Below are 25,170 nucleotides of genomic sequence, written 5' to 3'. Positions count from 1 at the left end.
GGGACTCCACGAGCTCCAGACCGGGTGTCTGCCGGAGGTGGCTGATGGCACCGGCCTGGGTCAACGGATCCGCCGACCGCACGGTCACCGTGATATCAGTGGAAGGCACGCTGTTCTCAGGAAGAATCAGAAGCGACCGCGACCGGCCTTCGACCCGTCCGGCGCGGATTGCTGCACGGTCGACCCCAACGAGCACGCGGTCCCCGCCCTGGAGTGCAGCGCGACCGACCCCGGGTTGGTACCCAAACCTTTGATCACTGATCTGCCTTTCCGAATGTTTCAGGTTCGAGTTGCTGAGAGCGAATTCGACAGACCAAACGACACTGCAGGTCTCCGAGTCATTGCTGTTCCTTCCCTCGCGCGACCTGTGGGCGAGACGCTAAAGGGGTGAACAGCGCGGGTCGTCCCACTCAGATGGCAACGTGGGGTACCCCGAATGGGGTACAAGTCCCGCTAGTACTGCAACGGCAGTTCATGATCCCGCTGGGTGGTGGCCGTGTGCGCGCGTGGCGGCGAGGTGGTCGTCGGCGGGCATGGCCAGGGTGATGTGCGCATACCAGGCTCGGTGGTCACGCACCCGGTACTGGTTGAGCCCGGCCTCGTTCTTCGCGGTCTGGAAGCACTCCTCGAGGGTGGATGTCGAGCGAGGTGTCATGGGTGGAGGACGACCTTGATCGCGCCGGCGGAGCGGTCGGCGGCCACTCGGAACGCCTCGGTCGCGTCCGCCAGGGGGAACCGGTGCGTGATGACCGCCTCCGCGATCTCCGGCTGCTCGGCCAGCATCGCGGCGACGTCGGCGAACTCGCGGCGGCCGTCGCGGTGGTCGTACGCAATGGCGTTGAGGTACGTGAGTTCCTTCGTCAGGCTCGGCGGGCCTGGGTACGACGCGGTCACGAAGTACACGCCGACCACCACGACCCGGCCGCCCGGCCTGGCCAGCTCGGCGCAACGGGCCAGGGCGGTGGGACTGCCCGCCGTGTCGATGACCACGTCGTACTGCCCGTCCGGGCGCCCGGCGCCCAGCTTGTCGGCGGCGCTCCTCTGGTGCTCGTAGCGTGCCTCGACGTCGACCTCGAATCCCATCCGGCGGGCGGATGCGGCGGCCAGCAGCCCGATGGATCCGCCGCCCACCACGGCGACGCGTTCCCCGGCGACCAGCCCGGCGCGGCGTACCCCGTGCCAGGCCACCGAGCCCGGCTCGACCAGGGACGCGTCCTCCACGGGGAGGCCCGCGGGGAGGGGGAGGAGGGTGTACTCCGGGACGACGATCTCCGATGTCATCCCGCCGTCCTGGAAGACCCCCAGCACGCCGTGCCCGTCGGCGTCGCAGCGCTGGACATTGCCGCTCGCGCACTCCGCGCACGTGCCGCAGTAGAGCGAGGGCTCGATCGCCCAGGCCCGGCCGTCCGGGGTGGTGCCGGCCATCTCGTGCCCGTACGTGAAGCCGCGTAGCCCCATGGCGGCGAACGACACGTCGGTGCCGCAGATCCCGGCGGCGGCGATCCGCAACCGCACGCGCGGACGGCCCGGCCCGCCAGACGCGGATGGCCCGGACGGGTCGGTGGGCCCGGCCGACTCGGATGGCCCGTCGACCGTGACGGCGCGGATCCCGGACTCGGTGCTCCTGACAGCGAGCATGGCTGCCCCTCCAATACGCTTAGCGAACCATGTTCACTTAGATTAGTGAACGAGGTTCGCTTAGCAAGAGGGGTGGCCGCATGGACGACGACATGCCGACCCGGGCCGGCACCGCGGCCTGGTGGCTGGCCCGGGCCGAGAACGCCGCCGACCGCCCGCGGCGCCGGCGGATGCTGTCGCTCGACCTGATCGCCGACACCGCGTTGTCCCTGCTGGACAACGAAGGCGCGGACGCGCTGACCATGCGCCGCCTCGCCCAGCAACTCCAGTGCAGTCAGGCCGCCCTCTACCGGCATGTCACCGGCCGGGACGAACTGATCGTCATCGCCATGGACCGGGCCGTGGGCCTGGGTCTCCCGGCGCCGCCCGAAGGCCTGGACTGGCGGCAGACCGCCGAATGGCTGGCGCACGCGTTCCGCGACTTCCTCCTGGCCCATCCGGGACTCGTCGCGTTCATGCGCGGCACCGAACGACTGAGCCCGAACTCGCTGATCGGGCTGGAGTCCTCGCTCGAGCTGTTCATCGGCATCGGTCTGAGCGTCCGGGAGGCCTACGCCACGGCGTCGGCACTCGCCACCTTCGTGGTCGGCTCGGTGCAGTTCAACCTGGGCGTGGCCACCGCGGACCCGGAGGAACAACAGTTGCGCCAGCGGCTCTACGAGGGTCTGGACCCCGGCCGGTACCCCGTCCTGGTCGCCCATGCTCAAGAGCTGTCCCGCGTGGGCAGCAGCGACGAGTTCGAGTTCGGCCTGGCCGCCCTCCTGGACGCCATCGAGGCCCGCATCACGCCAGGCGGGGGGTAGCGGCGGCCGCACCCGGCCGGGCGACGAGCGTCCCGTCGGCCGCGCGGGCGGGCGCGTCGGCACGCGACCAGATCGCGGTGCGAGCGCGGGAGGCGCCGCCCGAGCCTGCCGAGCCGGAGCGCGCTCCTAGCCCGAACCAGGGAGCCGCGCTGCGGGGAGGACCAGCCTTGTCTCGTAGGCCACGACGACGGCCTGCGCACGGCCGGTCAGGTGCAGCTGCGCCATCAACCGCTTCACGTGCGTCTTGACGGTGGCCTCGCTGAGCACCAGCCGGCGCGATCTGGGCGTTGGTGGGGCCGTTCCCGACCAGGCGCAGGATCTCCCTCTCGCGCGGCCTCAGCTCCGCCAGGTGGGCGTTCGCCGTGGCGGTCGTCCGGTGGTGCTGGGCGTAGGCCTCGACCAGCCGCCGGGTGATCCGCGGTGTGATCAGGATGTCGCCCGCGGCGACCGTGTGCACGGCGGAGATGATGCGGTCGGGCGGGGTGTCATTGGGCAGGAACCCGGACGCGCCCTCGCCGAGCGCGGTGTACAGGTACTCGTCGAGGTCGGAGGTGGTCAGCACGATGATCCGCGGTGGCTCGGCACCGGATGCTGCCAGCGCAACGGCCTCGGCACCGTCGGCGGCCTCACCGACCACCTCGAGCCCGGGTGCGGCGGTGAAGAGGGCCACGAGCCCGCCGCGGATCAGTGCCTGGTCGTCGACGACGAGTATGCGAATCACGATCCGTCCTGGGTGATCGGCAGGCGCAGGGTCACGGCGAACCCGCGCGGGTCCCGTGGGCCGGCGGTGAGGACACCGCCGTAGAGCTCGGCGCGCTCCCGCATGCCGCGGATCCCGTGCGAGTCCGGGGACGGGTGCCCGGTGGAGGACGGGGTCCCGTCGTCGCTCACGGTGAGGGTGAAGGTCCGCTCGCCGTAGTCGAGCCCGATCCGGGCCGTCGCCGGGCCTGCGTGCTTCAGGATGTTGGTGAGCGATTCCTGCGCCACCCGGTATGCGCACAGGTCCGGCCCCGGGGGGAGGGGGCGGGCGCGACCGGTCACGACGACGTCGACCGGGAGCCCGGCCGTGCGGGTCTGGTCCGCCAGCCGGTCGAGGTCGGCGAGGCCGGGCTGCGCGCGGTAGTCCGACTCGGGGTCGCTGTGCGGGTCATGATCGACCCGCAGCACGTCGAGCAGGCGGCGCATCTCGGCCAACGCCTGGCGACCGGCATCGCCCGCGGCGCCTATCGCGGACCGGGCCGTCCGCGGATCCGTGTCGAGCACGTACTGCGCCACCCCCGCCTGCAACGAGACGACCGACATGTGGTGGGTGACGATGTCGTGCAGTTCCCTCGCGATCCGCACCCGCTCGTCGGCGACCGCCTGCGCCGCCCGTGCGGCGAGCTGCTGCGTGCGCTGCCCCCACCGCCGGGTGCTGTCGCCCAGCCCCCAGGCGACCAGCAACAACACGGTGGGCAGGGTCAGGCTCGACCAGATACCAAACCCCGCACCCGCGAGGTAGGCCGCGGTCGCCACCACGGTCGGCGCGAACGTGAGAGCGGCCACCCGGCGGGGTCGCAGCGTGGCGACGGTGAGCATCCCGATCGTCATCCCGATCCCGTTGCCCGGGATCTCCCCGTTGCTGTAGCCGAGCAGACCGTACGCCGCCATCGCGCCACCCATGATCCCCGTCGCCAGCACCGGGGCGCGCTGGCGCACGGCGACCGGCGCCACCATGAGGACCGCGAGGAGGTGGGCGAGCCGGCTGTCCGTGCCGCTACGGACCACGCTGTCCACGGCGAGCGCGGTCAGCACCGCCGCCAGCACGGCGTCGACGAGAACCGCTTGGCGGACCATGCGCACGGACAGACGTTAAGCCGCCGTGATCACGGTATCGCCGCCTCCCCGGGGTATCCGCGGCTACCACCGTCGGGGTAGTCGGCCGGCGACGCAGCACGAAGACGTGTGCGGACGGCCGCCCGGCACGTGGGAATGGCCGAAGCGGCACGGTCGGCCCGAGATGACGGATCGGTGCTGCCGGACAGGTGCGGTTCAGCGCCGCCTGGGGTTCTCGGGGCGATCGCACCGGGGACCGCCTGCGGGTCTGATGTCCGCGTCCCGGAACCGGCGCAGCCCCACGACGCTCAACCGGTCGTCGTGGTCCCGGTCGAAGTCGCGCACCTGGATCCAGGTCAGTCGCCGGTCATTCTCGGCCGGTGACCGCGGGATCCAGTCGTCCGGGATCGCCCTCTCTACGCCCTGCGCGAGGGGTGTATCGGACGAGCCCGTGCCGTGTCGACCAGGACGTCGAGCAGGTCGCGGTATCCCAGTCCGGCGGCCTGCCACATCCGGGGGTACTGGGAAGCGCTGCTGAAACCGGGGAAGGTGTTGACCTCGTTGAGTACCGTGCGGCCGTCCGCGCGGACGAAGAAGTCGACGCGGAGCAACCCGCTGCAGTCCAGGGCGCGGAACAGTAGCAGCGCATCCTGTGCTAGGGCTTCGGTGATCGCCGCGTCGAGGGTGGCTGGGACGTCGAGCACGGTGTCGGCATCGCTGTACTTCGCCCGGTAGTCGAAGAAGTTGTGCTCGCTGGAGGTCAGGATCTCCAGCGGCGGGCTCACCTCGAGGTCGCCGCCGGGCCGCTCGAGCACCCCGATATCGATCTCGCGGCCGATGACTGCCGCCTCCACCAGCACCTTGCCGTCGCTCTTGCACGCCAGGTCCACGGCGTCGGGCAGCTCGGCCCAGTCGTCAACCCTGGACACCCCGATGCTGGAGCCCTCACGAGCGGGCTTGACGAAGACGGGAAGTCCCAGGCGTTCCCGGTCCGCCGCGGTGACCTCGTACCGGCCCGGGCGGAGCACCACCCCGTCAGTCACCGCGACACCGACGCTCGCCGCGATCTTCTTGGTGTAGTCCTTGTCCATGCTGAGCGCGCTGGAGGTGACACCGTTGCCCACGAACGGGATCCCCAGCCCACCGAGCATCGCCTGTAGCGTGCCGTCCTCCCCGTAAGGGCCGTGCAAGACCGGGAACACCACGTCGCACCGCGTGAGCTCACGCATCGCGTTGAAAATGCTGGAGACCGGCGTGAGGTCACCGGTCGGGGGAAAGCCGTTCTGCTGCCAGCGCAACGCCGCCCCGACAGTCGGCAGATCGGGCACGGCGGACACGCAGGCCCAAACCCCGTCCCGGCCGATCCGAACCGCAACGGTCTCGTACCGTCGGCGGTCGAGGTTGGCCAGAACGGCGGCCGCGGAGGCGCACGATATCTCGTGCTCACCGCTGCGTCCGCCGAACAGCACAGCGAGACGGATCTTCGGGTCAGAATGTGTTCGAGAAGCCCGCATGTGGGCCGCAGACGCCGATGATCCAGCATGTCCCGGCTGCCCCGGGCGGCCCGCTCCGCGCTTCTCGAACACATTCTCAGGCACGCGACAGCTCCCCGGGCTGCTGGGTGGTTGCGTGGACGTAGTGGCGCGACACCCGGGGACCGACGCCGGTCACGATCTCGTGCGGGACCGTTCGCGCCCACCGCGCCCACTCGGTGACCGTCGGCTCTCCCTCGGCGCCGGGCCCGAACACGACGACCTCATCGCCCATCCGAGCCGGAGCGTCGCCGAGGTCGACGACGAACTGGTCCATCGCGATCTGCCCGGCCACCGGGAACCGGCGGCCGGCGATCCAGACCTCGCCGCGGCGGGCCGCGGCCCACGGCAGACCGTCGGCGTAGCCCAGCGGTACCAGCGCCAGTGTGCTGTCCCGGCTGGTGACGTAGTCGTGTTCGTAGGAGACGCCGCAGCCCGCGGGCACGCGCTTGACGAGGATCAGGCGCGCCCGCAACGTCATTGCACCGCGCAGCCCGAAGGCCCGCTCGGGGTGCGGCTCCACCCCATAGAGCCCGATACCCGGGCGGACCAGCTCGTAGTGCGTGTCGGGCGCGGCCAGGGTGGCCACCGAGTTGGCCAGATGGCGAAGCTCGGGTCGCAGCCCAGCGTCCCGTGCGAGGTCGACCGCCTCGTCGAAGAGCGCGATCTGCGAGCGAACCTGTCCGCCTGCCGGGTCCGTCCCGCTGATCAGGTGCGACCAGACACCGCGCACCCGCACGTGTCCGGCCCGTTCCAGGTCCCGGGCCTCGCGCACCAGCTCCTGCCATTCCGCCGGCCGCGCTCCGTTGCGGCGCAATCCGGTGTCCACCTTCAGGTGCACGTTCGCGGTGACCCGCAGTGTTGCCGCGTTTCGGGCAATGGACCGCAGGTGGGCTGATGAGGACACTGACAGGTCGACCTCGGCGAGGAGGGCGGCGCTGAAGTCCTCTTCGGGGTGGTGCATCCACGACAGGATCGGAGCAGTGATACCGCCCAGACGCAGGTGCAACGCCTCGGCGCAGGTCGTCACGCCCAGCCACCCCGCCCCCGACGCGAGTGCGGCGGTTGCCACCTGCCGGGCCCCGTGACCGAAACCGTCGGCCTTGACGACGGCCATCACTGCTGCCTTGGTGTGCGCGGCGAACAGCGCGGTGTTGTGGGCCACGGCCTGGAGGTCGATCACGGCACGCGCATGCGGAGTTGTGATGGTCGCCTCGATCGACATGCGCCAGATGGTGACCGCACGGAGTGCCCGGGAAGCGGACCAGTCGCAGGACTCTGTCCAAAGGTGCCCTACCGATGGTCGAACGGACACAAGATGGTCCAAGCGATCGACAGATCCGGCACCGGGCGCGTATTCCTGCGCCGATGACCACTTCGGACTCGACCGACGCGCTGACGTCCCTGGCGCCGATGCTGACCGGCACGCCCGGCGACTGGACGGCCACCGCGGGCCGCATCACGTACCCGTCCCGAGCCCAGGTACTCGCGCTCGGTGTCTCGGTGTCTCGGCCCATCCCCGGGCACATCATCGAATTCGGCACGTGGAAGGGCGCCTCGACCAGGGTGATCCGCGACGAGCTGTGGCAGAGCCGGATCTGGGACCGTCGGCAGCGTGGAAAGCGGATCTACGCCTGTGACTCCTTCAGAGGGCTGATCGAGGACTACGAACACCTGAAGAAGGGGACGTTCGCTACCGAAGTGCCGAAGCTGCGGGGTGTGCGGATCGTCAACGGCTTATTCGAGGACACGCTCACCGATCAGCTGGCCGGGGAGATCGGCCAGATCAGCTTCGCGCATCTCGACGCGGACCTGTACAACTCCACCCTGACGGCACTGAACTGGATGACGCCGCTGCTGCAGCCGGGCTGCGTGCTGTTGTTCGACGAGCTCATTGGTGAGGACCCCGCCGAGGCACGGGCGTTGGTGGAGTGGCAACGGGACACCGGCGTGGAGCTCGCCATGCTCGGACTGTTCGGCCGGGAGCCGAGTGGCAAGGGCGACATGTCCGATCGACGCGCCCTGTTCCAGGTAGTCGGCGACAAGAAGATCACCAAGGCCCCACCGCTGTTCCCGGTCAGGCTGCGACGCCGTCTCGCCGCGAAGTGGTGAGGTCCTCTCTGTAGCCCCACGGCCACCTCACGGCTATCCGAAGTCAGCATGACGGGCTGCCAGCAATGCTTTCCCACCCACCCCAGGAGGACTGATCCGTGTCCGCTGCATACCGCGCCGAGCGCCCCATCCTGCGCCGAGGCATCGAGATGACCGAGACGACGACCGTGCAGGACCCGCCACCGAGCTTTGCAATGGTGCAGATTCTTGGTGGTTTCCAGTTGTCCCAAGCCGCGTACGTGGTGGCCAAGCTGGGGGCGGCGACGATTCTCGAGCAAGAAGGCCCGAAGACCGTCGCCGAACTCGCGGAGCGCACCGGGGCACAGCTCGAACAGCTGTACCGGCTGGTCCGGACCCTCGCGCCGATCGGTCTGTTCGCCACCGACGGTGAGTGGGTTTCCGTCACGCCACTCGGGGCCGTGCTGTCGGAAAAGCACCCGCAGTCGCTCTACGACCTCGCCTGCATGTGGATGGAGACCCACTACCTGCCATTCAACGAGCTGCTGCACAGCGTGCGCACCGGCCAGCCCGGAGCCGACAAGTACTTCGGCCAGCCGTTCCTGTCATGGATGGCAGCCGAGCCGCAGCGGGCCGCCCAGTTCAGCCGCGCCATGGCCGAGGTGACGTCCAGCGTGCGCACGGGCATGTTCGATGGCTACCGGCTGCCGGCCGGGCAGACGGTGGCCGACATCGGCGGGGCCGATGGCAGTGTGCTCGTCGAACTGCTGTCCCGCGACAATGATCCCGACCGGCGCGGCATCGTGTTCGACCAGCCCAACGTCACGCCCACGGCCGAGGAAACGTTGGCCGCTGCCGGCCTCGCCGAGCGCGTCGATGTCGTCGCCGGGGACTTCTTCGCCGCGGTCCCCACCGCTGACATCTACATCCTCGGCTACATCCTGCACGACTGGGACGACGAGTCGAGTCGACGCATCCTGCGGACGATCGCGACGGCGGCGGCCCCTGGAGCGCGAATCCTGATCGTCGAGGGCGTCGTACCTCCCGGTGACCAGCCGCATCTGACCAAGGCGATCGACCTGACGATGCTCGGGATGTTGACCGGGAAGGAGCGCAGCGAGCAGGAGTACCGCGAGCTGCTCGACAGCGCGGGGTTCACCCTCGATCGCGTCGTGGTGACCCCGAGCCCGTTCTCGATCCTCGAGGCCACCTTGCGATAACCACTGCCCAAGTGGATGTGCCGAGACCCCGCAAGCGGTTGACCGCGCGGGTCGTCGTCACGAGCATGAGTTCGTGGCACTGAGCATTTGCCAACCCGTGATCTCCTGGCTGCCGGTGTGCTCCAGGTGCGCGCGAAGCCGAGGACCACGAGCGCCACGCTGAAGGCCGGCCCGCGGCGGCGCGCCAGAGGTGCGCCGGGTCGATCACGGGGCGAGGTGAGCGGAGCGGTGCGGGCCCCGCGGCGAGGGACGAGCCGGCCGCGGCGGTGGGCCAGCCACAGGAACACGACGGTGAGGACGGTCCCGAACAGGACGGCGTAGACGCTGCCTTCGGGTCCGAACTCGCCCCCGGTCAGTGCGGTGGGCCCGTTCGTGACGGCGTGCAGGAGGCCTTCGGGGGTGTCGTTGCCCGAGACCTCGGTGCCGAAGACGGCGGTCGCCGCGCAGTTCCAGCCGAAGTGCAGGCCGATGGGGAACCACAGCGTGCGGGTGGCGGCGTACGCGGCGGCGAGCATCGCGCCGGCCTCGACGGCGACGGCGATCACGCCGCGGACGGTGGCGTTCGGGTTGAGCAGGTGGGACAGGCCGAACAGTGCGGCGGTGAGGGCGAGCGCGATCCAGGTGCCGGTCCACCGCTCGACGATCCGGAACAGGACGCCGCGGAAGATCAGCTCCTCGGTGAGCGCGGCCATGAACCCCGACCAGCGCGAGCGCGCCGGCCGGGGATCCCCGGCCGGGGACGTGGTAGCCGCCGAGGAAGGCGATGTTGAGAATGACAGCGGCGAACAGGCCGACGCCGATCAGGGTGCCGCGGGCGAGCACGGACACGGCGCCGGTTCGGGACAGCTCGTCGGCTGCGCGGCGTTCGGTGCGGCGCACCACCCAGGCCTAGCCCGCCGGCGCGGCTGCGGCCGTGCCGAGGCCAAGGATCAGGGTGAGTGGCGGGTTCCACGCCACGGCGTTGACGAGGGTGCTGCCGGCGAGCGCGATGGCCGCGACGACGGCGAGCTGGATGACCAGCCGCATCGGAGTCCTTGTCCGGGGGCGCGACCGGGGCGCGGCGTCGTGAGGACGGTACGGCTTCGCAGGCGCGTGATCACCACCCTGGCGTGGACATGTGCGGGTACCCCGCACGGGGGACGAGCCGCACCTGCGCGTGCCTCCTGCACCAGAACGGAGATCACCCGATGAGGGCCTGCGGCTCGTCCACGCCGCGGTTCAGAGGCCGCGCGCCGCCAGGGCCTCGCGCACCGCCTTGCTGGTGGAGGGAACGGTGGCCGACGGGCCGATGCGGCCGGACACGGCGTCGAGGGTCTTGAGCCCGTCGCCGGTGATCAACAGCACGGTCTCGGCGTCCGGGTCGAGCTGTCCGGACTCGATGAGCTTCTTCGCGGTGGCCACGGTGACGCCGCCTGCGGTCTCGGCGAACACGCCCTCGGTGCGGGCGAGCAGCCGGATGCCCTCCACGACCTCCTCGTCGCTGACGTGCGCGAGCGCCCCGCCGGTGCGGCGCACCGCGTCGAGGACGTACGGGCCGTCGGCCGGGTTGCCGATGGCGAGGGAGCGGGCGATCGTGTCGGGGCGCACCGGCTGCACGACGTCGTGGCCGTCCTCGAACGCCTTCGCGACGGGGGAGCAGCCCGTGGCCTGGGCTCCGAACACCCGGTACGGGGTGGGCTCCACCAGGCCGAGCTTCCCGAGCTCGGTGAAGCCCTTGTCGACCTTCGTCAGCTGCGAGCCGGAGGCCACGGGCACCACGATCTGCTCCGGCAGCCGCCACCCGAGCTGCTCGGCCGCCTCGTAGCCGAGGGTCTTCGAGCCCTCCGCGTAGTAGGGACGGACGTTGACGTTGACGAACGCCCAGTCCTCGTGCTCGGCGGCGAGCTCGGTGGCGAGCCGGTTGACGTCGTCGTAGTTGCCGTCGACGGCGAGCAGGGTGCCGTCGTAGACGGCGGTCGTGAGCACCTTGGCCTGCTCGAGGGAGCTGGGGACGAGCACCACCGAGTCCCAGCCCGCCCGGGCCGCCGCGGCGGCCACCGCGTTGGCCAGGTTGCCGGTGGAGGGGCAGCAGAGCACGGAGAAGCCGAGCTCGCGGGCGGCGGCCAGGGCCACGGCCACCACGCGGTCCTTGAAGGAGTGGGTGGGGTTGCCGGTGTCGTCCTTGACCCACAGGGAGCGCACGCCCAGCGCGGCGGCGAGCCGGTCGGCCTTGATCAGCCGGGTGAGGCCGGGCTCGGTGTTCGGGTGGGACTGCACGTCGGACGGCACCGGGAGCAGGTGCCGGTAGCGCCAGATCGACTTGGGGCCTGCCTCGATCGACTCGCGGGTGACGGTGCCGAAGTCGTAGGCCACCTCCAGCGGGCCGAAGCACTCCGGGCAGGCGAACTCGGCGGCGAGGGGGATCTGGTGGCCGCACTCCCGACAGGACAGCGCACGGGCCGGTCCGAGGTCGAAGGCGGTGGTGGTGGCGCTGCCAGCAGTCAGGGTCATGAGAGGACTCCTCATCTTTCCCGCACCGTGCGGGTCGGAATTGGCACCGTGATCGAGCGCAAGACTGCGCATCGCCGGTTGCCGGGGCTTCGTCGGGCCGTTCCCTCTGCCCCTCTGGATGAGCCATATTCGGTTGTGCCCGACACGTTACGGCACGATCACCGCGGCCCCCAACCTCGTCTCGTGATCTGGGAGCCGGCTCACGTGGTGTCGGCGCCGTGCGCGAGCATGGGCGCATGGCCGCGCCCGCCCCGCTCCGCCTCGTCGTCGGCGAGGAGGAGCTGCTCGTCGAGCGGGCGATCGAGCAGGTGGTGGCGGAGGTCCGTGCGGGCGATCCCGCGGCCGAGGTGCGCCGGGTGCGCGCGTCCGAGCTCACCCCCGCCGACCTGGCCGAGAACCTGAGCCCGTCGCTCTTCGCCGAGGCGAGGGTGATCGTCCTGCTCGCCGCCCAGGAGGTGGGCAAGGACCTCGCCGCGGCGATCGTCGAGCAGTCGGCCGACCCGGCCGACGGCATCGTCCTCGTGGTCGTGCACTCGGGCGGGGCGCGCAACAAGGGCCTCGTCGACGCGCTCCGGAAACTGGGCGCCCCGGTCACCACCTGCAACAAGATCTCGAGGATGGACGAGCGGTCCGACTTCGTGCGCGCCGAGGCCCGCCGGGTCGGCGGCAAGATCACGGGCGACGCGATCGGCGCGCTGCTCGAGGCGGTCGGATCCGACCTGCGCGAGCTCGCCTCGGCCACGAGCCAGCTGGTGGCCGACACCGGCGGGTCCGTCGACGAGCGCGCGGTGCGGCGCTACCACCGGGGCCGCGCGGAGGTCTCCGGCTTCGCGGTGGCCGACAAGGTCGTGGCGGGCGATCGCGCAGGCGCGATCGAGGCGCTGCGCTGGGCACAGCTCCTCGGCACGCCGTCGGTGCTGGTCGCCGACGCGCTGGCCGACGCGCTGCGCACGCTCGCGAAGGTCGGGTCGGCCGGCCGGGGCGACCCCAACCGGCTCGCCGGCACCCTGGGCATGCCGCCGTGGAAGATCCGCAAGGCCCAGCAGGCCGTGCGCGGGTGGGGCCCGGAGGCCCTTGCCGAGGCGTTCGCCGCCGCGGCGGAGGTCAACGCCGACGTGAAGGGTGCGGCGGCCGACCCGGACTACGCCTTGGAACGGGCGGTCCTGCGCATCCTCGCCGCGCGGTCCCGGCGTTAGGCGTCAGCTGCCGCCGCTGGTGCGGCTCTTCTTGAACCATGCGCCCACCTTGTCGCCCAGGAAGGCGCCGCCGATTCCGGCGAGGACGGCGGGGACGAGTGCGAACAGATCAACGAGCATCGGGGGAGTACTCCTCGGGTCGGACGGGCGTGGGGAGCCAGGCGCCCGCGGGGCCACTCTCGGGGAGAGCGGCTGGACCTGTCGACGTAGTGTCAGCCATCTCACGTTTGGCCTGCATGATCGCTGGTCGCGGCGGCCCGGCGGGCGGCGAGCGCCGTCACGGCGAAGAGGACGGCCTCGACGAGGAACACCACCGCGGCGGCGTGTGGCCAGTCCGGTGCGGCCGTGCCGAGCACCGTGAAGAGCAAGGTGCCCAGGCCTGCCGCGCCCAGCCCCAGCCCGACCTGCTGGGTGGTGGTCAGCACCCCGCTGGCGAGCCCTGCCCGGGTCGGCGGCAGCCCGGCGAGGACCACGCCGAACAGCGGGATCATCACCATCGCCTGGCCGATCCCGGCGAGGGCCATGGCCGGGGCCGGCCCGAGTGGCAGCGGAACCCGGCCGGTGCCGAGCTGTCCGGCGAGCACCACGAGCGCGAGGCCGGTCAGCGCCGCGCCCGTCACGATGACGCGGCCCCCGAACCGCGCGACGAGCGCTCGAGAACGGACCGACACCAGCAGGAACCCCAGCGCGTACGGCGCCAACGCCAGGCCCGCCGTCATCGCGTCGGCGCCGAGGCCCTGCTGCAGCACCACGCCGATCGTGAACAGGAACCCGCCGCACGCGCCACGAAGAAGACGAACGCCGTGGCCAGGCCGGCCCGCATCGCGGGCAGCGCCAGCACGGACGGCGGGAGCAGCGGCAGCCCTCCCGCGCGCTCCCGGCGCACCTGCATCACGGCGAGCACCGCCCCGGTGCCGAGCGCGAGCACCGGCACGAGGCGGCACCACAGCGGCCACCCGAGCTCGACGCCGAGCGCGACGGGGATCAGCAGGGCCACCAGCGTCACGGCGAGCAGGACGGCGCCCGGTACGTCGAGCCGGGCCCGGGCGCCGGACCGGACCTCGGGAACCCAGCGGAGCGCGGCGGCGACCCCTGCGATGCCGAGCGGCACGTTGACCAGGAAGATCGCGCGCCACCCGAACCCGGCGACGAGCGCGGCGCCGAGCACCTGCCCGGCCACGGTGGAGAACCCGATGCCCGCGCCGAACACGCCGAGTGCGCGCTGCCGGTCCGCCCCGGTGAAGAGCGCGTGCACCGTGGCGAGGACCTGCGGCGCCATCACCGATGCGGCGAGGCCCTGCGCGATCCGCGCGAGCACCAGCAGGGGAGCGGTGGGCGCGGCGGCGCAGGCGGCCGAGGCGAGGGTGAACGCGACCATCCCGCCGACGAGGAAGCGCTTGCGTCCCCAGGAGTCGCCGAGCCGCCCCGCCGTCACGAGGCCGGCGGCGTACGCGGCCGCGTAGCCCGCGACGAGCAGTTCGAGCGCGGCCGGGCCGGCACGCAGATCCCGGTCGATGGCGGCCAGCGCGACGTTGACGACGAAGAAGTCGAGCACGGCCAGCACGTTGCCGAGGAGCACGATCGGCAGCACCCGCCACGGCGGGCGGCCCTCGGCTCCGGCGGCGGCGGTGGCTGTGGTTCCTGCTCGGGTCATGACACCACGCTGGGTCGGATCGCACACGGGTACCGAGAGCCCTTTGACACTGGTACTGAAAGCACCCGAAACCGGCGCCGATGGTGCGCGAAGATGGTGTCGTGCCTCGCGCTGCCGTGAACCGCGCCGGGGATGTCTCCGGCCGCCGCGACGAGCTCGCCGCGTTCCTCCGCTCGCGCCGCGACCGGCTCTCCCCGGAGGCCGTCGGGCTGCCGCCCGCGCCCCGCCGGCGCACTCCCGGCCTGCGCCGCGAGGAGGTGGCGCAGCTCGCCGGAGTGGGGATCACCTGGTACACCTGGCTCGAGCAGGGCCGGCCGATCAACGCCTCGGCGGAGGTGTTCGAGGGCCTCGCCCGGGCGTTGCTGCTGGACCGGCACGAGCGGGCGCACCTGTTCGCCCTCGCCGGCTACGCCGACCACAGCGCCGCCCAGGCGCCGGATGCGGTGTCGGCCCCGGTGCGCGCCGTGCTCGACGGGCTGGACCCCATGCCCGCCCGCGTCGTCAACGCCCGCTGGGACGTGCTGGGGTACAACCGCGCGGAGGCCGCCGTGATGGGCGACTACGCGCTGCGGCCCCCGGAGGAGCGCAACATCCTGTGGCTGCTGTTCTGCGACCCGCAGATGCGGGAACTGATCCCGGCCTGGGCCGACGACGCCGCACACGTGCTCGCGCAGTTCCGCGCCTCGATGGCCGAGCATGTGGGGGAGCCGGCGTGGCGCGATCTCGTGGCCACGTTGTCGGAGCGCTCGGCGGACTTCCGGCGCATGTGGCAGCGCCACGACGTCGCCGGTGCGGCACCCCGGGTGAAGCGGCTGTGCCACCCGGTGGCGGGCCTGCTGCACTTCGAGACGGCCACGCTGCTGCTCGGCGACCGGCCCGACGCCCGGCTGTCCGTGCACACGCCGAGCGACGACGCCACCCGGGCAGCGCTGTCGGCGCTGGTGGCCGGCGTCGCCGAACCTGAGCGCGATCCCGGCCGTCCGGCTGGCGGTACGGTTCGGGCGCAGGCTCACTGACTGGCGAGGGGAACGATGACCGTGGCAGACGCCAAGAGTCGCATCGGTGTGACCGGGCTGGCCGTGATGGGGGCGAACCTGGCCCGCAACATCGCGCGCCGGGGCACGCCGGTGGCCGTCCACAACCGGACGGCGGCGCGCACGCGGGAGTTCATCGAGGCGTACGGCTCGGAAGGCGCGTTCACGGCGGCGGAGACCGTCGAGGAGTTCGTCGCCGCGCTGGAGCGGCCGCGGCGGATCATCGTGATGGTGAAGGCGGGCGCCCCCGTCGACGGCGTGATCCAGGAGCTGGCGCCGCTGCTCGACGAGGGCGACATCATCATCGACGCCGGCAACTCGCACTTCCCCGACACGTTGCGCCGCACCGAGGAGTGCGCCGCCCGCGGCCTGCGCTTCATGGGTGTGGGTGTGTCCGGCGGTGAGGAGGGCGCGCTCAACGGGCCGAGCATCATGCCCGGCGGCGACCCGGCCGCCTACGCCGAGGTCGAGGAGATCTTCAGGAGCATCGCCGCGCAGGTGGACGGCACGCCGTGCTGCGTGCACGTCGGGCCCGACGGCGCGGGCCACTACGTCAAGATGGTGCACAACGGCATCGAGTACGCCGACATCCAGCTCATCGCCGAGGCGTACGACCTGCTCACGCACGTCGCAGGCCTGGACGCCCCCGCCATCGGCAAGATCTTCGAGGAGTGGAACTCCGGCGACCTGGAGTCGTTCCTCATCGAGATCACGGCCGAGGTGCTGCAGAAGACCGACGCCCGCACCGGGCGCCCGCTCGTCGACGTCATCCTCGACGAGGCGGAGCAGAAGGGCACCGGGCGCTGGACGGCGATCGACGCGCTCGACCTGGGGGTCCCGCTCACCGGCATCACGGAGGCCGTGTTCGCGCGCACGCTCTCGTCGCTGAAGGGCGAGCGGAAGGCGGCCGCCGGCACCCTCGCCGGCCCGGTGCCGGGAGCGGGCGAGGACCGCACCGACCTGGTCGAGGACATCCGCAAGGCCCTCTACGCCAGCAAGGTGGTGGCGTACGCGCAGGGCTTCGCGCAGATGCGGGCCGCGTCGAAGGCCAACGACTGGAACCTCGACCTCGGCGCGATGGCCACGATCTGGCGGGGCGGCTGCATCATCCGCGCGCAGTTCCTGAACCGGATCCGCGACGCCTACTCGGAGCACGGCGACATCGAGAACCTGCTGATGGTGCCGTACTTCACCGATGCCGTCGCCGAGGCGCAGGACGCCTGGCGGCGCGTGGTGGTCACGGCGACGCAGCAGGGCGTGGCGATCCCGGCGTTCGCGAGCTCGCTGTCCTACTACGACGGCTACCGCCGCGAGCGCGGGCCGGCGAACCTGATCCAGGGGCTGCGGGACTTCTTCGGAGCCCACACCTACCGCCGGACCGATACCGAGGGCGTCTTCCACACCCGGTGGGCGCAGGACGGCACCGAGGTGCGGACGGACTAACCCCGCCGCGCCGCCTCCTCGGGGCCCGGCATCGAGATCCCGTACTCACGGATCTTGCGGTAGATCGTGGCGCGGGACGAGCCGAGCAGGCGGGCGGCCTCGACCTTGTTGCCGTCGGTGTCGAGCAGCGCCTCGATGATGGCGTCGCACTCGATCGCCTCGAGCGGGGTGAGCACCCGCCGGGTGGTGACGCGGCACTCGGGCGGCAGGTCGCGGGCCTCGACGACGCCGGCGCGGCGCTTGGCCACGACCTTGCGCAGCACCTGGTGCAGCTGCTCGACGTTGCCGGGCCACCGGTTGCGCATGAGCACGTGCATGGCCTCGGGTGAGCAGGTGAGGGCGCCGCGGGCGAGCTGGGTGAGCAGGTGGGGCACCAGCTCGGCGACGTCCTCGATGTGGTGGCGCAGCGGCGGCACCTCGACCGTGCGCGGGAAGCAGGTCAGCAGGGCCGCCAGGTCCGGTGAGCGACGGCGGGGGTCGCGCGTGACCGTGGCGACGACCCACGGCCGCTCGATCCCCGTTGCCTCCCGGTAGGGCTCGAGCGCGTCGGCGAGTGCGGTGACGCCGACGGCGGGCAGCCGGTCGAGGTGGGCGATGACGAGGGTGCCGGCGTGCTCCAGCTCGCCGGCCACCTCGCCGATCCACTGCGGCCCGTACGTGTCGGCGTCGAGCACGCGCAGATGGCCGGCCGGAGTGCGGTTGCGGTGCGTGGCGCGGGCGAGCGTGGCCTTGCCGACGCCGGGCTCGCCCTCGAGGATCAGCCACTCCCGGGCCTGGAAGTGCCGGTCCACGGCCTGCCCGCACTTCTTCCACGAGGTGCTGGACCCGACGGCGGTGGGCAGGGAGAGCGCGTACGGCGACGTCACGACGCCGCGCTCCGCCTCGCTCATCTGGGCGACGAGCTGTGCCTGCAGCACCCCGCCGCCCACGCCGTTCTCGCTGATGCTCGGCTTGCAGTGCACCCGCGCGGTGAGCCCGCTGGGGAGGTCGACCACCAGCCGGCGCTCCCTGCCGGAGCCGAGGGCCTCCACCGCCTCGGCGAGCAGGGCGCTCTGGTCCCGGGCGTCGAACTGCTCGCGCGCCCGGTCGTTCATCATCAGCAGGTCGGCGCCGATCGCGAACACGGCGCCCCGCGCGCGCCGGCACGCCCTGAGGTAGTCCTGCAGCAGCAGGTGCTCGCGCCGTCCGGAGTGCGCGAGCACGGCCTCCTCGATCCGGCGTCCGATCGAGGCGACCGCGGCGGCCATCATCGCTCCGGCGTTGTGGTGCCAGCAGGTGATGTCGACGACTCCGAGCACCCGGCCGGTGCCCGGGTGCCGGACGGGGACGCCCGCGCAGGCGAGGTCCTCGAGGTGCTCGACGTAGTGCTCGTGCCCGAACACCTGCGCCGGCCCGCCGCCCTCCAGGGCGCTCCCGATGCCGTTGGTGCCGACATGGCGCTCGGCGTAGCTGAAACCCGGCCTGAGCAGGACGCGGTCGAGGTGCTTCTCCAGGCCGGTGTCCGCGGTGCGCCGGTCGAGCACCACGCCGTCGGCGTCGCAGAGGATCACGCTCACCGGTTCGGATGCGAACTGGTCGGAGACGTCGGAGAGCACCGGCCGCGCGGCGCGGGCCAGCAGGCTGTCCGGGTCGACGTCGTCGTAGGGCAGCTCGATGTGGTCGGCGGGGACGTGCCAGGAGAGGGAGCGGGACCAGGAGGCGAGGATCGGCTCCCGGACCACGCCGGCCTTTACGGGCTCGTCCAGGAGGAACGACACGCGGGCGCGCGCGAGCTCCTCGGTGGCGGTGCCGGCCGGAGCCCGCGACCCGCCTTCCGTTCGCGCAGCCAATCGGGCCTCCTCGACGGCGGTGTCGACGCGTCAGCGTGCACCCAGAGTAGGACGTCCGACGGAGTGACGGCCGTCTCATATTGAGACCGCGCATGCAAGCGGTGGGGGGTGTGATCGGTACCACGAGCTGGTCGACACCCGCGCCGTCGACGACTCGCCGCCAACCCACCACCCCAGGAGGAGATGTCGTGAGTCGGCAGAGTCTGGCGAAGGCTCACCAGAAGATCCAGGAACTCGCCTGGGAGCCCATGTACCACGAGCCGTACATGAAGTACGGCACGGACTACACGTTCCGGAAGGCCGCGAAGAAGGACCCGCTGAAGCAGGTACTGCGGTCCTACTTCCCCATGGAGGAGGAGAAGGACCACCGCGTGTACGGCGCCCAGGACGGCGCCATCCGCGGCAACATGTTCCGCCAGGTGCAGGAGCGCTGGCTGGAGTGGCAGAAGCTGTTCCTGTCGATCATCCCGTTGCCGGAGATCTCGGCGGCGCGGTCGATGCCGATGCTGTTCCACACGGTGCCGAACCCGGAACTGCACAACGGCCAGGCGATCCAGATGATCGACGAGGTCCGGCACTCGACGATCCAGCAGAACCTCAAGCGCCTGTACATGAACAACTACATCGACCCGGCGGGTTTCAACACGAGCCTCCGCGGGTTCCAGGGCGACTACTGCGGCACCATCGGCCGCCAGTTCGCCGAAGGCTTCATCACCGGTGACGCGATCACCGCGGCGAGCATCTACCTGACGATCGTCGCCGAGACCGCGTTCACCAACACGCTGTTCGTCGCCATGCCCGCCGAAGCGGCGGCGAACGGCGACTACCTGCTGCCCACGGTGTTCCACTCGGTGCAGTCCGACGAGTCGCGCCACATCTCGAACGGCTACGCCACGCTGCTGATGGCGCTGTCGGACGAGGAGAACCACCAGCTGCTCGCGCGCGACCTGCGCTACGCGTGGTGGAACAACCACCGCGTGGTGGACGCCGCGATCGGCACCTTCATCGAGTACGGCACGAAGGACCGCCGCAAGGACCGCGAGTCCTACGCGGAGATGTGGCGCCGCTGGATCTACGACGACTACTACCGGTCCTACCTCGTCCCGCTCGAGAAGTACGGGCTCACGATCCCGCACGACCTCGTCGAGGAGTCCTGGAACCAGATCTGGAACAAGGGTTACGTCCACGAGGTCGCGCAGTTCTTCGCCACCGGTTGGCTCGCCAACTACTGGCGGATCGACGGCATGACCGACGAGGACTTCGAGTGGTTCGAGCACAAGTACCCGGGCTGGTACGACAGGTACGGCAAGTGGTGGGAGAACTACAACCGGCTCGCCACTCCGAACGGGCACAACGCGATCGTCGCCGAGAACGTCGACTACGTGTACCCGCACCGGTGCTGGACCTGCATGGTGCCCTGCCTCGTCCGTGAGGACATGGTGATGGACCAGGTCGACGGCCAGTGGCGCACGTACTGCCACGAGATGTGCCACTGGACCGACAAGGTGGCCTTCCGGCCGACGTACGAGGGCCGGGACACCCCGAACATGGGCCGGCTCGTCGGCCACCGGGAATGGGAGACGCTGTACCACGGCTGGAACTGGGCCGACGTCGTCAAGGACATGGGCTTCGTGCGCGACGACGGGAAGACCATGACGGCCCAGCCGCACCTGGATCTCGATCCCAAGAAGATGTGGACGCTCGACCACATGCGTCGGATGCCCAACCTGCAGAGCCCGAACGTGCTGCTGAACGAGATGAGCGACGCCGAGCGCGCGGCGTTCGCGGCCGACTACGTCCGCCAGGGACCCGCTGGGCGGCCCGCCCCTACCGACGCCTGAGCGCGGGTCAGGCGAGGGGGGAGGGCCGGCCTCACCGGCCTTCCCCCTGCCGAACCTGCCCTCTTCCCCCAAGGAGACCCGTTGGGCGAGAAGCACGTCGTCCGGTTCGAGCCGGTCGGCATCGAGATCGAGGTCGACGAGGACCAGACCATCCTGCGCGCGGCCGCCGAGCAGGGCGTCCAGCTCATGCACGGCTGCAAGGAAGGCCAGTGCGCAGCCTGCAAGTCCTTCGTGCTCGAGGGCGAGGACATCGAGCTGGACCGCTACTCGACGTTCGCGTTGCCGGACTTCGAGCGGGAGGAGGGGCAGACGCTGCTCTGCCGGGCGCACGCCTTCGAGGACCTGACCATCGAGCTCCTCAACTACGACGAGGAGATCATCCGGGGTGGGTTGCCGCTGCGGCGGGGCACGGTCGAGGTCGTGGCGATCGAGCCGGTGACCCACGACATGCGGCACCTCGTCGTCAAGCTCGTCGAACCCGAGGAGATCAAGTACTTCCCGGGCCAGTACATGGACTTCCAGGTACCGGGCACCGACGAGACGCGCTCCTTCTCGATGGCGAACACACCCAACCGGGAGGGCCAGTTCGAGTTCGTCATCAAGTGCTATCCCGACGGCCTGTTCTCCGGGTTGCTGGCGTCCCGGCTGCAGGTGGGGGACCGGTTGGCGGTGGAGGCGCCGTTCGGCACCTTCACCCTCCGCGAGAGCCGCACGTCCGACCTGGTCTTCGTGGGCGGCGGCGCGGGGATGGCACCCATGCTCGGGCTCCTGCGGTCGATGGCCGAGCGCGGGGTCGAGCGCCGGGTGACCTTCTACTACGGGGCCCGGGCGGCGCGGGACCTCTGCTTCGAGAAGGAGCTGGTGAGGCTGCAGGAGCAGCTGCCCGGCCTCACGTACGTGCCGGCGCTGTCCGAACCGTCCGCAGAGGACGACTGGCAGGGGGAGACCGGGCTGATCACCGACGTCGTCGCCCGCCACGAGTCCGGCCTGGCCGGGAAGGACGCGTACATCTGCGGCCCGCCTCCGATGGTCGACGCGGCGATCGCGGTGCTCAGCAGGCTCGGCTGCACGACCGACCACATCTTCTACGACAAGTTCACGACCACCGGTGATCCGGAGGACCAATGACCACCACAGAACGCAGCGTTCCGAAACCCGTCTTCACCGATGCCGAGGCCGGAGCGCGGGAGTTCCCCGACTCCGGCGCGAGCGCCCGTCGCTACAACTACTTCGCGCCGGCCAAGCGCAAGCAGACGCACTACGAGGACGTCACGGTCGACGTGCAGCCCGACCCGCGGCACTACCTGACGCAGGGCTGGATCTACGGCTTCGCCGACGGTGACACGGGCTACCCGCTGCACTGGACGAAGCTCAAGGCCTGGGGCGTCGACGAGCCGGAGCCGCAGCGCGGTGTCGGCACGGGCGGCCTGCCGGTCGAGAGCTGGCCCGCCCACGGATGGCACGAGTTCCGCGATCCCAACGAGGAGTGGGAACAGACCATCTACCGCTACAACGCGAACGTCGTGCGGCAGCTGAACCAGAACATCGAGAACGCGCGGCACTCGAAGTCGTTCGAGCAGTGGTCGACGAACTGGGTCCGGTTCGTCGAGCGCCACGTCGGCGCCTGGATGCACATCGAGCACATCCTGGGCCTCTACGTGTTCGCGGCCAACGAGCGGTCGGCGCCGACGAACATGCACAACACGGCGCTGGCCGTGAACAGCGCGCACAAGATCCGGTTCGCGCAGGACCTCGCGCTGTACAACCTCACGCTGTCCGAGGAGATCGAGGGATTCGACGGGGCGGCGCACCTCGAGGCGTGGAACTCCGACGCCGAGTGGCAGGGCGTCCGGAAGGTCTGCGAGGCGCTCACCGCCGTCGAGGACGACTGGGGCGAGGCGATCCTCGCGGCGAACGTGGTGTTCGAGCCGCTGCTCGGGGAGCTGTTCCGCAGCAACCTCGTGATGCAGTCCGCCGCGGGCCACGGCGACTTCGTGACGCCCACCGTGATGGGCGCGGGCGAGTACGACTACGCCCAGCGCGACCTGCGCTGGACGATCGCGTGCTTCGCGCCGCTCACCCAGGACCGCGAGTTCGCCGAGCACAACAAGGCCCTCATGCAGGGCTGGCTGTCGCACTGGGTGCCGCAGGCCCTCGAGGCGGCCCGCCAGCTGCAGCCGCTGTGGTCGCAGCCCGACGCCAAGCCGCCGCGCTTCGAGGACAGCCTCGACAAGGCCAAGAACCGGTTCGCCGGGATCTGCCGCGATCTCGGCCTCTCCACTCCCGAGGAGCTGAAGAAGTGACCGCCACTGCGACCAGCCGCTTCGAACAGAACAGCACCGCCTCGAACATGTGCGGGTTCACGCTGATGAACAGCCAGGTCGGGGTGCTCATCGCGAACGTGATGACCCGCCTGGACAACGTGAAGGTCACGCACCTGCCCTCGATGATCCGCGTCGACGGCCAGAACCGGTTCGACGTCGTCTACGCCGACGTCGACGAGGAGGCCGGCGAGGAGGAGGGCTGGTTCAACGCCGCCGAGTTCGAGGAGGCGATGTCCACCCACTACGGGCGGATGGTCCACCTCGACGACCGCACGATCATGTTCGCCAACCCGGAGGACGCGGCCGAGTACCTGGACTTCGACCTGAAGCCGGTGCAGTAGCCCCCTCCGGCCGGGCCGCCGCCCGCAGGGAGCAGGCGGCGGCCCGGCTCGTCGATCCCACCCGCGCAGCAGACCGACGTTTCCCGCTGATTTCCAGGAGGACCCAGACCATGGCGAAGGAACTGCGATTCGGAGAGGAGGGCCGCCGGCTGCTCCAGGCCGGAGTCGACCAGCTGGCCGAAGCCGTCAAGAGCACGCTCGGGCCCAAGGGCCGCAACGTCATCCTGGAGAAGATCACCGGCTCGCCCGAGGTCACGAACGACGGCGTGACGATCGCACGGGAGATCCACCTGCGCGACCCGTTCGAGAACATGGGCGCGCAGCTGGTGAAGGAAGCGGCGGTCAAGACCAACGACACCGTCGGCGACGGCACCACCACCGCGATCGTGCTCGCCCAGGCGATCGTGCGGGAGGGGATGAAGGCGATCGCCGCAGGCGGCAACCCGGTGCTGGTCAAGCGGGGCATCGACGTGGCCGTCCACCGCATCGTGGAGCGCCTGCACCAGGTGACGCACCCCGTGTCCACCGAGCAGGACTACGCCCGGGTGGCCTCGATCTCCGCGAACGACGACGAGTCGATCGGCGCGGTCGTCGCGCGGGCGCTGTACACGGTCGGCGAGGACGGCGTCGTCACCGTGGAGGACGTCCCGCAGCACGGGGTGAGCGTCGGGTTCGTCGAGGACTTCGAGTTCGACAACGGCTACGTCACGCCGTACATGGTCACCGACCCCGGCCGGCTCGAAGCCATCGTCGACGACCCGTACCTGCTGTTCACGGCCGAGAAGGTCAAGGACGTCCAGCAGCTGATGCCGGTGCTCGACAAGATCATGCGCGGCGAGCGGCGCCCGCTGGTGCTCATCGCCGAGACGGTCGAGGGCACGGCACTGCAGATGCTGGTGCACAACCACGTCAGCGGCACGTTCCAGGCCGTGGCGATCCGCGCGCCCGGCTTCGGCGAGAAGCGCATCCACCTGCTGGAGGACATGGCGGCGCTGTGCGGGGGCAAGGTGCACAGCCGCAGTGCCGCGTTCGCGCTGGAGCAGATGACCACCGAGCACTTCGGGCGGGCCGCGCAGGTGCGCGTCACGAGCGACAGCACCACGATCATCGGCGGTCGCGGGGACCGGTCGGCCTTGGAGCTGCGGCTCACCCAGCTGCGGGCCGAGCTCGCCCGCGCCACGATCGGCAGCGACGAGGACTTCCTGTCGGAGCGGATCGCGCGGCTGTCGGGCAAGGCCGCGGTGATCGGCGTCGGCGCGCCCACCAACGCCGAGGCCAAGGAGATCCGCCACCGCGTCGACGACTCCCTGCAGGCCACCCGCGCCGCGATCGCCGAGGGCATCGTCGCGGGCGGCGGCGTGGCGCTGCTGCACGCCGAGCCCGCGCTCGACGACCTGGACGTCACCGGCGACTACCGGATCGGCGTCGAGATCGTGCGGCACGCCCTCACCGAGCCGGTGCACATGATCGCCACCAACGCCGGGTACGACGGCGACGACGTCGTCAAGCAGGTCACCGCGCAGGGCGTCGACGAGGGGTTCGACGCCCTGGAGGGGCGCTTCGGCAACCTCGTCGAGCTGGGCGTCATCGACCCGCTGCGGGTCGTGCGGTCCGCGCTGCAGAACGGCGCCTCGGTCGCCGGCCTGATCCTCACGACCAATTCGCTGGTGGCCGAGGAGGTCACGCCGTGGAACAAGTCGCTGATGACCGAGTTCGGGCCGCTCGACGAGGGGATCCCGCAGCCGTCGCCGGACTCGAGCACACCACAGTCCCTGGGCCTCGGCCCGTCGATCGGTTGAGGAGGGGGACGAGATGAAGGCCGTACGGGTGCACGACTACCACACGGATCCGAAGATCGACGACATCGAGGAGCCGCGGATCCAGGGGCCGCTCGATGTGATCGTGAAGGTCGGTGGGGCCGGGGTGTGCCGCACCGATCT

At 70.9% G+C, this 25,170-nt stretch carries 21 protein-coding genes, 3 pseudogenes and 1 riboswitch; of the genes and pseudogenes, 12 read left to right on the top strand and 12 right to left on the bottom strand.

All coding sequences use genetic code 11. The features are described 5' to 3' along the window. Positions 1-472: 472 nt before the first annotated feature. Positions 473-631, bottom strand: a pseudogene (locus ABEA81_RS38835) (IS701 family transposase); the annotation flags it as partial. Positions 632-651: 20 nt separating this feature from the next. Then, positions 652-1,638, bottom strand: a complete 987-nt coding sequence (locus ABEA81_RS38830) for a zinc-dependent alcohol dehydrogenase (protein ID WP_345612496.1) — start codon at positions 1,636-1,638, stop codon at positions 652-654. Positions 1,639-1,718: 80 nt separating this feature from the next. Between ABEA81_RS38830 and ABEA81_RS38825 the strand changes: the two genes are divergently transcribed. Then, complete coding sequence (locus tag ABEA81_RS38825) at positions 1,719-2,441, top strand: TetR/AcrR family transcriptional regulator (protein ID WP_345612494.1); 723 nt, start codon at positions 1,719-1,721, stop codon at positions 2,439-2,441. Here ABEA81_RS38825 and ABEA81_RS42850 read toward each other — a convergent pair. The 4 genes from ABEA81_RS42850 to alr all read right to left on the bottom strand — a co-directional run bounded on the left by ABEA81_RS42850 (position 2,422) and on the right by alr (position 7,013). Next, positions 2,422-3,162, bottom strand: coding sequence for a transcriptional regulator (locus ABEA81_RS42850; RefSeq protein ID WP_425570838.1), 741 nt, complete (start codon positions 3,160-3,162; stop codon positions 2,422-2,424). The genes ABEA81_RS38825 and ABEA81_RS42850 overlap by 20 nt on opposite strands. Beyond that, on the bottom strand, positions 3,159-4,277 hold the full coding sequence (locus tag ABEA81_RS38815; RefSeq protein WP_345612555.1) for a sensor histidine kinase: 1,119 nt from the start codon (positions 4,275-4,277) through the stop codon (positions 3,159-3,161). The genes ABEA81_RS42850 and ABEA81_RS38815 overlap by 4 nt, the downstream gene beginning before the upstream one ends. A 395-nt stretch (positions 4,278-4,672) precedes the next feature. Then, positions 4,673-5,770 (bottom strand): D-alanine--D-alanine ligase family protein, encoded by a 1,098-nt coding sequence (locus ABEA81_RS38810; protein ID WP_345612554.1) that lies wholly within the window; start codon positions 5,768-5,770, stop codon positions 4,673-4,675. A gap of 76 nt (positions 5,771-5,846) precedes the next feature. Continuing rightward, a complete protein-coding gene (gene alr, locus ABEA81_RS38805) occupies positions 5,847-7,013 on the bottom strand; it encodes an alanine racemase (protein WP_345612493.1) in 1,167 nt (388 codons plus the stop codon). A gap of 143 nt (positions 7,014-7,156) precedes the next feature. Here alr and ABEA81_RS38800 point away from each other — a divergent pair, with 143 nt between their 5' ends. Next, entirely contained in the window at positions 7,157-7,900 is a 744-nt protein-coding gene (locus ABEA81_RS38800) for a class I SAM-dependent methyltransferase (RefSeq protein WP_345612491.1), read from the top strand. Between the two features lie 98 nt (positions 7,901-7,998). Beyond that, positions 7,999-9,078, top strand: coding sequence for a methyltransferase (locus ABEA81_RS38795; RefSeq protein WP_345612490.1), 1,080 nt, complete (start codon positions 7,999-8,001; stop codon positions 9,076-9,078). 503 nt (positions 9,079-9,581) lie between these two features. Here the strand turns inward: ABEA81_RS38795 and ABEA81_RS38790 are convergent. The 3 genes and pseudogenes from ABEA81_RS38790 to thrC form a co-directional block, all read right to left on the bottom strand. Beyond that, positions 9,582-9,770 (bottom strand): annotated as a pseudogene (locus tag ABEA81_RS38790) (CPBP family intramembrane glutamic endopeptidase); the annotation flags it as partial. Between the two features lie 196 nt (positions 9,771-9,966). After that, positions 9,967-10,104 carry a hypothetical protein gene (locus tag ABEA81_RS38785; RefSeq protein ID WP_345612488.1) on the bottom strand — a complete coding sequence of 46 codons (138 nt, stop codon included), beginning with the start codon at positions 10,102-10,104 and terminating at the stop codon, positions 9,967-9,969. Between the two features lie 192 nt (positions 10,105-10,296). Then, positions 10,297-11,568 carry a threonine synthase gene (gene thrC / locus ABEA81_RS38780; RefSeq protein WP_345612486.1) on the bottom strand — a complete coding sequence of 424 codons (1,272 nt, stop codon included), beginning with the start codon at positions 11,566-11,568 and terminating at the stop codon, positions 10,297-10,299. Between the two features lie 8 nt (positions 11,569-11,576). Further along, positions 11,577-11,693, bottom strand: a riboswitch (SAM riboswitch). A gap of 111 nt (positions 11,694-11,804) precedes the next feature. Here thrC and holA point away from each other — a divergent pair. Continuing rightward, a complete protein-coding gene (holA, locus tag ABEA81_RS38775) occupies positions 11,805-12,764 on the top strand; it encodes a DNA polymerase III subunit delta (protein ID WP_345612484.1) in 960 nt (319 codons plus the stop codon). Positions 12,765-12,985: 221 nt separating this feature from the next. Here the strand turns inward: holA and ABEA81_RS38770 are convergent, their stop codons facing one another. Together ABEA81_RS38770 and ABEA81_RS38765 are read right to left on the bottom strand one after the other, a co-directional pair. Beyond that, positions 12,986-13,513, bottom strand: a complete 528-nt coding sequence (locus tag ABEA81_RS38770; protein WP_345612483.1) for an MFS transporter — start codon at positions 13,511-13,513, stop codon at positions 12,986-12,988. Continuing rightward, entirely contained in the window at positions 13,480-14,418 is a 939-nt protein-coding gene (locus tag ABEA81_RS38765; protein ID WP_345612481.1) for an MFS transporter, read from the bottom strand. The genes ABEA81_RS38770 and ABEA81_RS38765 overlap by 34 nt, the downstream gene beginning before the upstream one ends. A 101-nt stretch (positions 14,419-14,519) precedes the next feature. Here ABEA81_RS38765 and ABEA81_RS38760 point away from each other — a divergent pair, with 101 nt between their 5' ends. Both ABEA81_RS38760 and gndA read left to right on the top strand, forming a co-directional pair. Then, positions 14,520-15,434: a helix-turn-helix transcriptional regulator gene (locus tag ABEA81_RS38760; protein WP_345612479.1), complete on the top strand. Its 915-nt coding sequence runs from the start codon at positions 14,520-14,522 to the stop codon at positions 15,432-15,434. Positions 15,435-15,449: 15 nt separating this feature from the next. Then, complete coding sequence (gene gndA / locus ABEA81_RS38755; RefSeq protein WP_345612477.1) at positions 15,450-16,895, top strand: NADP-dependent phosphogluconate dehydrogenase; 1,446 nt, start codon at positions 15,450-15,452, stop codon at positions 16,893-16,895. On the opposite strand, the gene ABEA81_RS38750 is transcribed toward gndA, so the two are convergent. Continuing rightward, a complete protein-coding gene (locus ABEA81_RS38750) occupies positions 16,892-18,724 on the bottom strand; it encodes a sigma-54-dependent Fis family transcriptional regulator (RefSeq protein WP_345612475.1) in 1,833 nt (610 codons plus the stop codon). The genes gndA and ABEA81_RS38750 overlap by 4 nt on opposite strands. Before the next feature lie 203 nt (positions 18,725-18,927). Between ABEA81_RS38750 and ABEA81_RS38745 the strand changes: the two genes are divergently transcribed. From ABEA81_RS38745 to ABEA81_RS38720, 6 genes and pseudogenes are all read left to right on the top strand, one after another. Next, complete coding sequence (locus ABEA81_RS38745; RefSeq protein ID WP_345612552.1) at positions 18,928-20,565, top strand: ferritin family protein; 1,638 nt, start codon at positions 18,928-18,930, stop codon at positions 20,563-20,565. Between the two features lie 81 nt (positions 20,566-20,646). Beyond that, complete coding sequence (locus ABEA81_RS38740; protein ID WP_345612473.1) at positions 20,647-21,693, top strand: FAD-binding oxidoreductase; 1,047 nt, start codon at positions 20,647-20,649, stop codon at positions 21,691-21,693. Then, positions 21,690-22,868, top strand: a complete 1,179-nt coding sequence (locus ABEA81_RS38735; RefSeq protein ID WP_345612471.1) for an aromatic/alkene monooxygenase hydroxylase subunit beta — start codon at positions 21,690-21,692, stop codon at positions 22,866-22,868. Before ABEA81_RS38740 ends, ABEA81_RS38735 begins: the two co-directional genes overlap by 4 nt. Next, a complete protein-coding gene (gene mimD, locus ABEA81_RS38730; RefSeq protein ID WP_425570837.1) occupies positions 22,865-23,230 on the top strand; it encodes a propane 2-monooxygenase effector subunit MimD in 366 nt (121 codons plus the stop codon). The genes ABEA81_RS38735 and mimD overlap by 4 nt, the downstream gene beginning before the upstream one ends. A gap of 110 nt (positions 23,231-23,340) precedes the next feature. Further along, the gene (gene groL, locus ABEA81_RS38725; RefSeq protein ID WP_345612469.1) at positions 23,341-25,029 is read left to right on the top strand and encodes a chaperonin GroEL; all 1,689 of its coding nucleotides are present in this window, start codon (positions 23,341-23,343) and stop codon (positions 25,027-25,029) included. 13 nt (positions 25,030-25,042) lie between these two features. Beyond that, positions 25,043-25,170 (top strand): annotated as a pseudogene (locus ABEA81_RS38720) (NAD(P)-dependent alcohol dehydrogenase); the annotation flags it as partial.

The organism is Pseudonocardia adelaidensis (genome assembly GCF_039543345.1).
GTDB lineage: Bacteria > Actinomycetota > Actinomycetes > Mycobacteriales > Pseudonocardiaceae > Pseudonocardia > Pseudonocardia adelaidensis.
The sequence above is the reverse complement of the archived record's forward strand: the minus strand, read 5'-3'. Positions and strand labels throughout refer to the sequence as shown.

What these genes read in the sequence shown, in the direction of transcription:
- ABEA81_RS38830 (WP_345612496.1), bottom strand. Translation starts at nt 1,638, where the DNA reads ATGCTCGCTGTCAGGAGCACCGAGTCCGGGATCCGCGCCGTCACGGTC.
- ABEA81_RS38825 (WP_345612494.1), top strand. Translation starts at nt 1,719, where the DNA reads ATGGACGACGACATGCCGACCCGGGCCGGCACCGCGGCCTGGTGGCTG.
- ABEA81_RS38815 (WP_345612555.1), bottom strand. Translation starts at nt 4,277, where the DNA reads ATGGTCCGCCAAGCGGTTCTCGTCGACGCCGTGCTGGCGGCGGTGCTG.
- ABEA81_RS38810 (WP_345612554.1), bottom strand. Translation starts at nt 5,770, where the DNA reads ATGCGGGCTTCTCGAACACATTCTGACCCGAAGATCCGTCTCGCTGTG.
- alr (WP_345612493.1), bottom strand. Translation starts at nt 7,013, where the DNA reads ATGTCGATCGAGGCGACCATCACAACTCCGCATGCGCGTGCCGTGATC.
- ABEA81_RS38800 (WP_345612491.1), top strand. Translation starts at nt 7,157, where the DNA reads ATGACCACTTCGGACTCGACCGACGCGCTGACGTCCCTGGCGCCGATG.
- ABEA81_RS38785 (WP_345612488.1), bottom strand. Translation starts at nt 10,104, where the DNA reads ATGCGGCTGGTCATCCAGCTCGCCGTCGTCGCGGCCATCGCGCTCGCC.
- thrC (WP_345612486.1), bottom strand. Translation starts at nt 11,568, where the DNA reads ATGACCCTGACTGCTGGCAGCGCCACCACCACCGCCTTCGACCTCGGA.
- holA (WP_345612484.1), top strand. Translation starts at nt 11,805, where the DNA reads ATGGCCGCGCCCGCCCCGCTCCGCCTCGTCGTCGGCGAGGAGGAGCTG.
- ABEA81_RS38765 (WP_345612481.1), bottom strand. Translation starts at nt 14,418, where the DNA reads ATGACCCGAGCAGGAACCACAGCCACCGCCGCCGCCGGAGCCGAGGGC.
- gndA (WP_345612477.1), top strand. Translation starts at nt 15,450, where the DNA reads ATGACCGTGGCAGACGCCAAGAGTCGCATCGGTGTGACCGGGCTGGCC.
- ABEA81_RS38735 (WP_345612471.1), top strand. Translation starts at nt 21,690, where the DNA reads ATGACCACCACAGAACGCAGCGTTCCGAAACCCGTCTTCACCGATGCC.
- groL (WP_345612469.1), top strand. Translation starts at nt 23,341, where the DNA reads ATGGCGAAGGAACTGCGATTCGGAGAGGAGGGCCGCCGGCTGCTCCAG.